Source organism: Streptomyces polyasparticus (genome assembly GCF_014493765.1).
Classification (GTDB): Bacteria; Actinomycetota; Actinomycetes; order Streptomycetales; family Streptomycetaceae; genus Streptomyces; species Streptomyces polyasparticus.
This window is the reverse complement of the sequence record NZ_JACTVJ010000055.1, coordinates 1-11,492: the sequence shown is the minus strand read 5'-3', so window position 1 is coordinate 11,492 and position 11,492 is coordinate 1. Positions and strand designations below refer to the sequence as shown.

The window sequence follows — 11,492 nt, the reverse complement described above, 5'->3', positions numbered from 1 at the left end:
GGCCTCAGCCGACACGGTCACGTCTGTCATCAGGTGTTACTTCCTGCTCGAAGATCCACCGTTGACCGTACAGACCCTGGGGGAAAGCCCTTCCCTGTCTATGCACCCCTTGACGTCGACCTCCTTCGCACGTAATACCAGGTAGTCGAGTTAAGAGTGTGACAGCCGGGTGCACTCGGGGTGCGGGCAACGGGATCTCGCGCCGGTGTGAGTCGTGCGGCGGCGACATGTCGTTGACCGCTCGGGCGCATGCACGGACCTGCTCGGCGCGGTGCAGGCAGCGCCGCGTGGATGAGCGCGCCAGTCGCTTCATCGATCCCGGCACCCTGATCAGTCAGCGTGTATAGGAGGCCACCGGGCGGTTGGTTGCCGGGCATTGGGAAGGTGACCTCATCGTCGGTCAAGGCAACCGCTCGGCCATCGGCACGGTGGTGGACCGCACCACCCGCTACGTCAAACTCCTGTACCTACCGGGTGGGAAAGGCGCCGAGCACGTCCGCGACGCCCTGGTGCACGCCTTCGCTGGCCTCCCCGCCGAACTCGCCAGGTCGCTGATCTGGGATCAAGGCGGCGAGATGGGCCGACACGACGAGTTCACGCGAGCCACGGGCATCCCAATCTACTTCTGCGAACCGGCGAGCCCCTGGCAGCGCGGCTCGAATGAGAACACCAACGGACTGCTGCGGCAGTACTTCCCCAGGGGCATCGACCTCTCGATCTACAGCGCCGAGGATCTCGCCTTCGTCGCCACCGAGTTGAATGAGCGTCCCCGCAAGATCCTCGGCTGGCAGATACCCGCAGAGCTCTTCACTACGCTCGTCGCAACACTGGAATGATCGCGTGTTGCGACGTTCGCTGGAATCTGCCGTCGCTCCCGAAGCCACCGGTGTCGATGGCGCTCCGGTGATGGCCGGGCCATAGAGCGCCTGTAGGACTCAGGTGGGTTGATGCAGTTGCGCAAGTCCCAGCATCAGGTTTGACCAGGTGTGACCGGAGGCGAGTGGGGTGACGGCGCGGGCATTTGGGATGGTGGCCAGGATGCTGTGGCTAAGGCTGCTGCCGACGCCGACTTCGATGAAGCGTCGCTGTCGGGGTGGTGCGAGGCGGTGCAGTGCCTCGGTGAGGTGAACGGGTTGGGTGACGGTATCGGCGAGGGCCTTGAGGAGGTCGTCGTCGTCGGTGTACACCCGGCGCCGCACTGGAGACAGTGTCGTGACGCGCAGTTGCTGTTGGGTGAGGTGTCCGACGCTGCGCAGGAAGTGGGCGTAGACGTCTTGGAGTGCGGGGTGGTGGCCGGGATAGGGGATGGGCAGGCGCCTGCGCCGGGGGGTGCTGGGTTCGTCGAGGGCCATCAGCGCAGCGATGGCATCGGTGGGCCCGCTGACGATCATCTGTCGGGGAGCGTTGAGACAGGCCACGACTAGGTCGTTTCGGTCTGTGCGGGCCAGCAGGTTTCGCGTCTCCTCCTCACTCGCGTCGATGAGGACGAGGGCGCCCTGGCCGACGACCGTTCGGTAGGCGTCGTTCAGGGCGCATACGAGGCGGGTGGCTTCGGCGACGGTGAATGCGCCGGCGCAGACCAGGGCTGCGACCTCGCCCAGGCTCACGCCCACGATGAGGTGTGGTGCGATTCCGGCGCAGACAAGGAAGCGCGCCAGCGCGACGGAGGCGGCGAACTGGGCCAGCTGGGACATTCCGTAAGGGAGCTGATCCGACGCGATATTGCCGAGCAGTACTTGGTGGATGGCGCCGGCGGCGCCGTACTCACAGTCCACGGCGGCCTGGGCGATCTCGTCGAGGGCGAGGCGCGCCTCGGCTCTGGCGGATTGCAACGCCTTGTCTGTCCCGTCGAACAGGGGGGCTAGAGCGCCGGCAGGGTCATTGCCCTGGCCGGGGAACAAGAAGATGATGCCGTCGTCAGGCACCCGCGCCGTACGGGTCATCGCGGCCACTGTGAGGGGTGCGGTGTGGGTGCTGGGCGTTGCCAGGTCGCGGCCAGGGCCGGGCGGCCGCCGGAGGGATCCGCCCGAAGGATCAGCAGGCCACCCGCGCACTCCGCCGATCGGGGCAGGTCGACCCCTTCCCACTCGGGCGCGCTGCCCACGATGGTGTGGTGGACCACGCGGTCTCCATGCCATTCGTAGGTTCCCGCATAGCCCATGTAGATCCCGGCGCCAGACACTTGGGCGGACATCTGCCCTTGCGGTGTGTAGATCAACAGGCCTTGGGGATCAGTGCCGAGCGGATGAGTGACGCCGTCGGCCCCGGTGGCGGTGTAGGACACCAGTTGCCATGCGCCAGTGATCTCGTGCGCGTCGATAGCCGAGTCTGTGGATGCGTGCATCCTGTCTCCCCGTGCTTGTTTGTACTGAGATCGTGGCTCGTGCCGATCAGATGCTCGCCCTTGGTCCTCGCTCCGAAACGTGTCAGGGCGCCGGGCGGAAGGCTCTCCGGCGCCGGTGGCCATCACTCGTGTGTGATGGCCGGGGCTGCGAGTGCGTCGGCGACGCGTTGCGCGAGGCCGCGGGCAGTCAGGTTGCCGGCACCTTCGTCGTCGAGCGGCGGAAGGTCCCACCGTTCCTCCAGTACGAGGAACAGTTCGACTACCGCAAGGGAGTCGAGCTTGAGAGCGGCCAGCGAGCGTTCTTGGCGTACCTCGTCGGCATCTGCACGGAACTGGCTGGTCAATACGGTCACGAGGTGGGCGTAGATGTCCTCCATGACGGACTCCTCCAAGGGGGATTGGCCGGTTCGGGGTGGATGGAGAGGGTTTCAGGTTCGAGGAAGTGCGGTTGGGCCTGCGGCCAAGTGAGCGCGATCGATGCCCAGGTCAGGCCGCCTCCGAAGGCGGTGAACAGGCTGCGTGCGCCGTGGCGCACGTTGCCGTGGCGCGCGGTGTCGGCCAGCGCGAGGGGGATGGAGGCGGCGGCGGTGTTGCCGACGTCACGGATGTTCCCGAAGCGTCGTTCGGGGGCGATACCGACACGGTCGGCCACCGAGTCGAGGATGCGTTGGTTGGCCTGGTGCCCGATGAAGGCTTCGACGGTGTCGGCAGGCCAGTCGACTTGGCGTAGTGCGGCGAGCGACGTCGCGGTCATGCGGCTCACCGCCTGCGCGTAGACCTTCCTTCCCTGCATCTGGAAGTAGCGCAGGTCGCGGGCGAGCGGCGGTGAGGTGTCGGGCAGCCGCGAGCCTCCGGCGGCGATCTCGATCAGGCTGCTGTTACGGCCGTCGCTTCCAAGATCGACGGCCAGCAGAGCGCCGGGCTCACGCTGGTCACCCGCGCGCAGGACAGTTGCCCCTGCCCCGTCCCCGAAGAGCAGCGCGGTGTCCCGATCCAACGGATCGATGACCGACGAGTAGGTCTCGGCACCGATGACCAGGGGCCGTTGACACAGTCCTGCGGCGATGAGCCCGTCAGCGACCGCGAGAGCGTAGAGGAAACCTGAGCACACCGCGGCCAGGTCGAACGCCAGGACCTCGCCGAGTCCCAGGCGGTGTGCAACCTCAGGGGCGGTCGCCGGGCAGCGGCGGTCGGGCGTTGTCGTGGCGACCAGTACCGCATCGGCAGTGCCGCTCCCGGCTGAGGCCAGGGCTGCCCGTCCCGCGGCGACGGCTAGGTCGCCGGTGCTGACACCCCGGTCCACACGATGCCGGCGGGCAATACCTGTCCGGGCCTGCACCCAGGCATCGGTTGTCTCCAGCCCTCCCTCGGCGGAGACCTGGTCGTTGGACAGGATCCGGGGCGGCAGGCAACTTCCCACTCCGCAGATGACTGCTCTGGAAGCCCGCGCGAACGGGACCATTTGTATCACTCTCCCTCATACCGGCCGGGTTGGCCGGGTCCGGCGTGGGCATCGCCCGGTCTCATCCGGGCGATGGGGTCGGCGGTCATCGGGGCCCTACCACCACACCAGGGCGACCGCGCCCGCGGTGAGACCGGCACCGGCACCGGCAACGATGAGGCGCTCGCCTCGGCGGAGCGGATCGACGCGATGAAGGTGATGCAGCGTCAAAGGCACGGAAGCACAGCCTGTGTTACCCAGGACGGAGGCTGTTTCTCCGACGCGTGCCGCTTCCACCCCGAGCGCGTCTGCGACCTCACGGAGCATTACCGGGTTGCCCTGGTGGAACACAAACCGGTCGACGTCGCCGAGAGTCCATCCGGCCTCATCGGCCACCTGGCGGGTCAGCGCCGAGACCTTCTCGATGAAGAGCCGTCGCACGACACGGCCATTCATATGCACCGTGGCGCGTTGGCCCCCTACCGACTCTGGGGTCAGAGGCTCGCGAGTGCCCCCGGCAAAGATCCCCACCTCGTCCTGATGCTCGCCGTACGCAGCCAGCGACACGGCCTTGATCCCGAAGCCCTCGGGGACTTCTCCGAGCATCACGGCACCCGCCCCGTCGCCGAAGATCGGTGCCGTGGTGCGATCGGCCCGATTCACGACCTTCGAGTACTGGTCCGCTCCGACAACGAGCACGTTGGCGATCCCCGAGACCGAGAGGATGAGCCCGTGAGCCAGCGCCAGGCCGTAGACAAAGCCACCGCACGCGGCGTTCACATCGAAGGCCGCGCTCCCACTCAGCCCCAGCAGGTGCTGCAAGGCGGTGGCCGTCGGTGGGGTGAACTGGTCCGGCGTGGCGGTCGCGAAGACCAGAGCATCGACTGGCCCGGAGGCACCTGCCAGGGCTTCCTTGGCAGCAGGCTCGGCCAGGGATGATGTCGACTGACCACGCGGGGCGTAGCGACGCTCAAGGATCCCGGTCGCCCTCGCGATCCACTCCACTCTGACCGACGTCCAGTCGGCGATCATCTCGTTCGTGACCACCGTCTCCGGTACATGCGCCCCGAGCGACAGCACCCCGACCGCGTGCTCCTGTCGCGCTGCCATGACTACCTCCCGCTGTATGTGATGAGGGCCCTCAAAAGACCACTCCCCATGGGCATGACGGACTCCTCGTCAGTTGAGAACTGCGTGGGTGCGCGGTGTCCGCAGGAACCCCAGGGATGACTTGCGGCCGAGCAATCCCAGGTCGACCATCGACGTGATCATGGAGGGAACGGCAAAGTCCGGTACGGGGAATGCCTGGTGGAGCCGCCGCATGATGGCCAGCGCGACGTCCAGCCCGATCACGTCCAAGAGCTGGAAGGGCCCCATAGGATGCCCGAATCCGTGAACCACCGCATGGTCCAGCGACTCGGTGTCCACATCGCTGCGGTCGAGCAGCCGGATCGCGTCGGAGAGGAACGGAAACAGCAGTCGGTTGACGATGAACCCAGCGTGGTCTGTGCATTCGACTGCTGTCTTGCCGGCTGCGGCGCACAGTGCCCGTGCCTTGGACATCGCAGTGGCGGAGGTGTGTTCGGTGCGGACCACCTCCACGAGCCGCATCGCCGGTGCCGGGTTGAAGAAGTGCATGCCCACCACGTCGTATGGACGCCCGGAGGCGATGGCACAGTCTGTTACCGACAGGCTCGATGTCGTTGTCGCCAGCAGGGCGCCTGGGCGGCACAACGTGCCAAGGCTTTCGAAGACCCTGCGTTTGATGGCCTCATCCTCCGTCACGGCCTCGATCACCATCTCGTACCTGGCGAGTTCGGCCATGTCGTGCGTTCCGGTCAGACGCTCCAGGGCCGCATTTCTGGCAGTAGGAGTCACGTGGCCGCGCCGCACTGCACGGGCGAGTGACTGTTCGACCTGCTCCCATGCGGCGGTGGATTTCTCGGCGGTGCGGGCTACGAGGAGTGTCTCGAGTCCCGCTACTGCGGATACTTGCGCAATACCTCGAGCCATCACACCCGAACCGACCACGGCGAGCCGGCTGACGGGCAACGATTCCGCGACTGCGGCGGGGGCGGTCTCAGGCGTTCGCTTCGGATCTTCGTGGTCGTAAAATCCGCGGCCTGTCTTCCGCCCCAGCGCACCGTCCCGCACCATCCGGGTCAGCAGCGGCGACGGCGTGCCGAGCCGCGCGTGCACGGTGTCGAGCCCGATGCGGTCCAGCAGTTCCAGGGGCCCGAAGGGCAGCCCGCATCCGAGCCGCATTGCCGTGTCGATGTCGTCCCGTGTTGCACAGCCGCTGTCCAGGAGTGCCACCGCACGGTTCAGATAGGCATAGACGAGGGTTGTCGCATCGGCGCCGGGGCGGGCCCCGATCACGGTGCTCTTCAGCCCCATGGCAGAGACGAGGGAGTCGAGTGCTCCGATGGCGGCACGGCTGCTCGTCGGTATCCGCAGCAGCTCTACCGAGCTGTCCGCCGCAGGCGGCGCGAGAAAGCGCAGCCCCAAGGTCTGCCGGGGACGACCGGATGCCAGGGCGGCATGAGTCAGCGGGAGCCACGCTGAGACGATGACGAATACGGCGCCGGGCGGACAGATCGTGTCGAGGTGCTTCAGTACAGCGAAGGAGACCTCCGCCTGATCGGGCGTCGCCACAAAGACGAGCTGAGCCCTCTCAAGTCGCCGCAAATCCTTGTCCAGGGTGACCCTGGCATTCGGGCTCGGTGCCGTCGGCAGGTCCTTGAACCGCTCCTCCAGCCGGGCCAGAATCCGTAGATCAGAGTCGATTCCCATCGTGTCGTACCCCGTGGCGTGCAGCACTTCCAGCAGTGCCTGGCCCGCCGCTCCGAGACCCACGACGCCCACCGCACGCGACGTGCATTCCATGAGGTGTCCCCTTTCCCTGTTCCAGGCCGGCATGTGGTCAGCACTAGGCCATTCGGAAGCGGTTGATGGCGTCGATGTGCTTGGCGCGCATCTCCTCGTCACGCACGCCGAGGCCCTCCTGCGGTGCGAGCGCGAGCACGCCGACCTTGCCCTGGTGCAGGTTGCGGTGCACGTCGTACGCGGCCTGCCCGGTCTCCTCGAGCGTGTACGTCTTGGAGAGCGTCGGGTGGATCTTGCCCTTGGCGATCAGGCGGTTGGCCTCCCACGCCTCGCGGTAGTTGGCGAAGTGCGAGCCGATGATGCGCTTCAGGGACATCCACAGGTAGCGGTTGTCGTACTCGTGCATGTAGCCCGAGGTGGAGGCGCAGGTGGTGATGGTGCCGCCCTTGCGCGTGACGTACACGGAGGCGCCGAAGGTCTCGCGGCCCGGGTGCTCGAAGACGATGTCGATGTCCTCGCCGCCGGTGAACTCGCGGATCCGCTTGCCGAAGCGCTTCCACTCCTTGGGGTCCTGGGTGCGCTCGTCCTTCCAGAACCTGTAGCCCTCGGCGTTGCGGTCGATGATCGCCTCGGCGCCCATCTTCCGGCAGATCTCCGCCTTCTGGTCGCTGGAGACGACGCAGATCGGGTTGGCGCCGCCGGCGAGTGCGAACTGGGTGGCGTACGAGCCGAGGCCACCGGAAGCGCCCCAGATCAGCACGTTGTCGCCCTGCTTCATGCCGGCGCCGTTGCGCGAGACCAGCTGGCGGTACGCGGTGGAGTTGACCAGACCGGGGGCGGCGGCCTCCTCCCAGCTCAGGTGGTCCGGCTTCGGCATCAGCTGGTTGGACTTGACGAGTGCGATCTCGGCGAGGCCGCCGAAGTTGGTCTCGAAGCCCCAGATGCGCTGCTCGGGGTCGAGCATCGTGTCGTTGTGGCCGTCGCTCGACTCCAGCTCGACGCTGAGGCAGTGCGCGACGACCTCGTCGCCCGGCTTCCAGGAGTTGACCCCGGGGCCGGTGCGCAGGACGACGCCCGCGAGGTCGGAACCGATGACGTGGTACGGCAGGTCGTGGCGCTTGGTGAGCTCGGAGAGCCGGCCGTAGCGCTCCAGGAAGCCGAAGGTGGAGAGCGGCTCGAAGATCGACGTCCACACGGAGTTGTAGTTCACCGAGGAGGCCATCACGGCCACCAGGGCCTCGCCGGGGCCGAGTTCGGGCACGGCGACCTCGTCGAGGTGCAGTGACTTGCGCGGGTCCTTCTCGCGGGTCTCGAGTCCGGCGAACATCTCCGTCTCGTCCTTGTGCACGGTGATCGCACGGTAGGACTCGGGGATGCGCAGCGCGGCGAAGGCTTCCCGGTCGCGATTTCCGGAAAGGATTAGTCCGAGAACCTCCTGCATGGGTTGCCTCGCCTTCCACGCCATCCTTCTGGAAGAGGGGTAGCCACTCGCCGGCCGGGGCAGAGGTCTCTTGCCTTGCCCACATGTGAAGACCCGGAGGAACTCAGTCCAGACGTCCGGTACCTGAGGACTGGCCGACGGGAGTTGATCGCCGCCTGCGCGCCTCGGCTCGTCCGGATACGGCAGCTCACCGGTGGGAACCGCTCGCAGCGAATCGGTGTCGACCAGGACGGATCGGGCGTGCGTGGCAGTAGTCATCGACGCTCTCCTCTCCCGGCCTCCGGGCAGGAACGGCTGACCAGGGTCGGCGCGCGAGCGCCTGCTGGTGCCGAGCGGCCACCGGGTGACTACTAGTGCACAGCCATCAGTCCCGTGCCGTACACAGGCCTCGGACATGAACTGGTTGCAAGAGATGCAACTTTGTGAATGTTTGAACAATAGGCAGGCAGGCAGGGTGGGTCGGTTTACCGCATGCCGAGGAGGGAAGACGTGCCCAAGACCCCCAACAACCGCCTGCGAAACCTGCTTGAGGAGGCGGGTTGGAACGGCGCCCAATTGGCTGCGGCGATTAGACGCGTGGCCGCCGAGCACGGGCAGCAATTGGGGTGCGATCGCTCCATGGTTTCCCGGTGGTTGTCCGGCACCTCACCCCGCCCTCCTGTACCGGTCTTCCTACTGGAGGCCCTCTCGCGGCGCCTGCTCAGGACGGTCACTGCAATGGATGCGGGGTTGAGCCGTGTCCCGTCCGTGATGCTCGACCTGTCCTGGGAGGCTGACCCCTTGCGCAGACTGTCCGCCCTCACGAGCGCAGAATTCGACCCCACCCGGCGTCATCTCCTCGGCATCGGCGCGTACAGCCTGGCCGCCCTCTACGTACCCGAACCAGGCAGCGATGAGTCACGCTTGCCGCCCTCGCGCCCACGCCGACAGGCAGACCTCCGGGTCGGACAGGGAGAGGTCGACCAGATGCACACCATGGCCAACGCTTTCGCCGAGGTGGCCGAGGTTCACGGCGGCGGTCACGTGCGCAGTGCGCTGGCCGGTTATCTGCACCGTGACGTGACGACATACCTCCACGCCCCCGCGACGGACACCACGCACCGTCGGCTCTTGTTGGGAGCGGCGCAACTGGCGCTGTTGTTAGGCACCATGTGCGCATCGGACGATGCGGACGCACTGGCTCAGCACTATCACCGAACAGCGGCCCGCCTGGCCCTCGATGCCGAAGATGCGTCCACGTTCGCCATCGCTCTACGCACCATGTCCGCCCACGCCCACGAACTGGGTCACCGGACACCGGCCGTCCTCAGTCTGGCTGAACGGGCTACCGACGCCACCCGTCGCGCACCATCGATCATCCGCGCGTACACCCAGGCCCATCTGGCCGTCGTCCAGGCTCACCACGACAAGCATGGCGCCGTCGCCGCGCTGGCAACTGCGGAACGCCTCCACGACCGGGCTGAGACTGTCCCAGGGCCGTTCACGAACTACTCGCCCGGGGCTCTGCACTATCAGCGCTCCCAGACCCTTGCAGCTCTTGGCGACGCTCCCGGCGCCATCAGTGCCCTCACCGCGTCATTTCGCCTGCGCACCTCCGCCGAACGCCACGCGCGCACCATCACGCAGGCCCGTCTCGCAGAAGCCCTCCTTACCCAAGGGCATCTCGATGCCGCCCTCGTCCACTGGCAGGCACTCGTGAACGTCTACCCCAGCCTGCACTCCAGCCGGGTCACCAAGCGCCTCGACGCCATGTGTGAACTCCTGCGCCCCCACCACCGCCACCGGATCGCCACCCACATTCTCAGCCAGGCCGCCGCCCTGCGACGGAGTATCTGACGGTGTGCGGCTGTCCACTTCGCCCCCCGGCCAAGCAGCAGGCCGTTCCCTGGTCGCAGCCAGGAAGCGGAAGGCGTAGAACGCGTATTCTAACGGATCTTGCATGATTGAGATCTTCCCGCCGGTATGCGCCGTGGCGCTGCGAAGCGCAGACGAGTATTGGCAGATTAGGGCAAAAGCCTTCACCGTCTTCGAACCTGCGGGTTGCTGGTGTCGGCGGTCGACTTCGAGGGTGGCCGGGTTCGCAGCGCGCGCGGGCGGGTAGTGGTACGGGCGGCGCCGGCATTCGGTTAGCCGAGCTTTGGCCAGGGGGTGCAGGAGGCGGCGATTTCGGTTCGCGTCGCGACGCCGCAATTCCCCAGGTTGTGCGGGTCCCAGCGGTGCACGCTGCTGTGGACGGGGTCGCCGTCGAGGCGACGGCGTGCGGGCACCCGCTGAACTGTCCGAGCTGTGGCTCGCCGGGACGTCGCGTGCACTGCCACTCAAAGCGTGTTGCATAAGGCTCTGAGCTGGGCATATCCGGTGTATGGCTGGGGTGTTGAAGGCCGAGCGGGTGTGGGTGGAGACGTTCTCGGGGCTGCGGGTGGAGCAGTTCGGCCGACTGCTGCGGGCGGTGCGTGAGCGTGGTGGGAACGGCACGTTGCAGGGCCGGCCGTGGGCGCTGCCGCTGGCCGAACGGGTTCTGATCGTGGCGGTGTACTACCGCACCAACCTCACGATGCGGCAGCTCGGCCCACTGTTCGGGGCTTCCTCCTCGACGGTGTGCCGGGTGATCCAAAAGTTGGGTCCACTGCTGGCGCTCGAGCCGGTGGCCCGGCCGGCCGATGTCGCGGATCGGTTGTGGATCGTGGACGGCACCCTCGTCCCGGTCCGCGACCGGACTGTTGGTGCTTCCAGCCGCAACTACCGGTTCTCGGCGAACGTGCAGGGCATCGTGGACGCCGACACGCGTCTCGTGATCGCGACTGGTTGTCCGGTGCCGGGCACCACCGCGGACGCGCACGCCTGGCGAGCCTCCGGCCTGGCAGAGCACTGCCAGGGCGTCACGGTCCTGGCCGACGGTGCCTACCTCAACTGCGGCATGGTCACCCCGCACCGCAAACGCCCGTGCCGCGAGCTACTGCCCGGTGAGGAGAGCGACAACGCCGCCCACCGCAAAGTCCGCGCCCGAGTAGAGCATGTGATCGGCCGCATGAAGAACTACAAGATCCTTCGCGACTGCCGGCAACACGGCGACGGCCTCCATCACGCCGTCCAAGCCGTCGCCCACATGCACAACCTCGCCCTCGCCTCATGACCAGACGGCCGCTCTCAACCGGCCTGACCTGCCCGAACACGGCCTTATGCAACACGCTTTAAAGCCAATGCCGTTGCGTTAGCGTCTGGTTGCTGGCGGGGAGTGGATGGTGAGGGCCTCGGTCGGTGCTCTGGTTGGCTGAGGCCAGCTGCGGTGCTCGGCTCGCTTCAGCTTGCAGGTGGACATTTTGCGTTTGACGACGCGGGGTTGGCTGCGGAGCCGACGTGGTGGGGGTCTGTACGGTCAACGGTGGATCTTCGAGCAGGAAGTAACACCTGATGACAGACGTGACCGTGTCGGCTGAGGC

Annotated in this window: 9 protein-coding genes and 1 pseudogene; 3 read left to right on the top strand and 7 right to left on the bottom strand. The window is 66.9% G+C overall.

Annotated elements, in window-relative coordinates:
- Nucleotides 1–296: 296 nt before the first annotated feature.
- A pseudogene (locus tag H9Y04_RS44945) lies at nt 297–836 on the top strand (IS30 family transposase); the annotation flags it as partial.
- Nucleotides 837–935: 99 nt separating this feature from the next.
- On the opposite strand, the gene H9Y04_RS44940 reads toward H9Y04_RS44945, so the two are convergent.
- From H9Y04_RS44940 to ccrA, 7 genes are all read right to left on the bottom strand, one after another.
- Nucleotides 936–1,943 carry an acyltransferase domain-containing protein gene (locus H9Y04_RS44940; protein WP_187820041.1) on the bottom strand — a complete coding sequence of 336 codons (1,008 nt, stop codon included), beginning with the start codon at nt 1,941–1,943 and terminating at the stop codon, nt 936–938.
- Entirely contained in the window at nt 1,940–2,344 is a 405-nt protein-coding gene (locus tag H9Y04_RS44935; RefSeq protein ID WP_214662280.1) for a lipocalin-like domain-containing protein, read from the bottom strand. Before H9Y04_RS44935 ends, H9Y04_RS44940 begins: the two co-directional genes overlap by 4 nt.
- Nucleotides 2,345–2,466: 122 nt before the next feature.
- On the bottom strand, nt 2,467–2,721 hold the full coding sequence (locus H9Y04_RS44930; RefSeq protein WP_187820040.1) for an acyl carrier protein: 255 nt from the start codon (nt 2,719–2,721) through the stop codon (nt 2,467–2,469).
- Complete coding sequence (locus H9Y04_RS44925; RefSeq protein WP_187820039.1) at nt 2,694–3,806, bottom strand: beta-ketoacyl-ACP synthase 3; 1,113 nt, start codon at nt 3,804–3,806, stop codon at nt 2,694–2,696. Before H9Y04_RS44925 ends, H9Y04_RS44930 begins: the two co-directional genes overlap by 28 nt.
- Before the next feature lie 96 nt (nt 3,807–3,902).
- Complete coding sequence (locus H9Y04_RS44920; protein ID WP_187820038.1) at nt 3,903–4,895, bottom strand: 3-oxoacyl-ACP synthase III family protein; 993 nt, start codon at nt 4,893–4,895, stop codon at nt 3,903–3,905.
- Nucleotides 4,896–4,964: 69 nt separating this feature from the next.
- Nucleotides 4,965–6,671, bottom strand: coding sequence for a 3-hydroxyacyl-CoA dehydrogenase family protein (locus tag H9Y04_RS44915; protein WP_187820037.1), 1,707 nt, complete (start codon nt 6,669–6,671; stop codon nt 4,965–4,967).
- Between the two features lie 43 nt (nt 6,672–6,714).
- Nucleotides 6,715–8,052 carry a crotonyl-CoA carboxylase/reductase gene (gene ccrA, locus H9Y04_RS44910; protein WP_187820036.1) on the bottom strand — a complete coding sequence of 446 codons (1,338 nt, stop codon included), beginning with the start codon at nt 8,050–8,052 and terminating at the stop codon, nt 6,715–6,717.
- 489 nt (nt 8,053–8,541) lie between these two features.
- On the opposite strand from ccrA, the gene H9Y04_RS44905 reads away from it, so the two are divergent.
- Together H9Y04_RS44905 and H9Y04_RS44900 are read left to right on the top strand one after the other, a co-directional pair.
- A complete protein-coding gene (locus H9Y04_RS44905; protein ID WP_187820035.1) occupies nt 8,542–9,888 on the top strand; it encodes a helix-turn-helix domain-containing protein in 1,347 nt (448 codons plus the stop codon).
- A 526-nt stretch (nt 9,889–10,414) separates the two neighbouring features.
- A complete protein-coding gene (locus H9Y04_RS44900) occupies nt 10,415–11,185 on the top strand; it encodes a transposase family protein (RefSeq protein ID WP_187820034.1) in 771 nt (256 codons plus the stop codon).
- Nucleotides 11,186–11,492: the final 307 nt, after the last annotated feature.

Excerpts from the sequence above, each read along its gene's own strand:
- H9Y04_RS44940 (WP_187820041.1), bottom strand. The coding sequence starts at position 1,943 with ATGACCCGTACGGCGCGGGTGCCTGACGACGGCATCATCTTCTTGTTC.
- H9Y04_RS44935 (WP_214662280.1), bottom strand. The coding sequence starts at position 2,344 with ATGCACGCATCCACAGACTCGGCTATCGACGCGCACGAGATCACTGGC.
- H9Y04_RS44930 (WP_187820040.1), bottom strand. The coding sequence starts at position 2,721 with ATGGAGGACATCTACGCCCACCTCGTGACCGTATTGACCAGCCAGTTC.
- H9Y04_RS44925 (WP_187820039.1), bottom strand. The coding sequence starts at position 3,806 with ATGGTCCCGTTCGCGCGGGCTTCCAGAGCAGTCATCTGCGGAGTGGGA.
- H9Y04_RS44920 (WP_187820038.1), bottom strand. The coding sequence starts at position 4,895 with ATGGCAGCGCGACAGGAGCACGCGGTCGGGGTGCTGTCGCTCGGGGCG.
- H9Y04_RS44915 (WP_187820037.1), bottom strand. The coding sequence starts at position 6,671 with ATGGAATGCACGTCGCGTGCGGTGGGCGTCGTGGGTCTCGGAGCGGCG.
- ccrA (WP_187820036.1), bottom strand. The coding sequence starts at position 8,052 with ATGCAGGAGGTTCTCGGACTAATCCTTTCCGGAAATCGCGACCGGGAA.
- H9Y04_RS44900 (WP_187820034.1), top strand. The coding sequence starts at position 10,415 with ATGGCTGGGGTGTTGAAGGCCGAGCGGGTGTGGGTGGAGACGTTCTCG.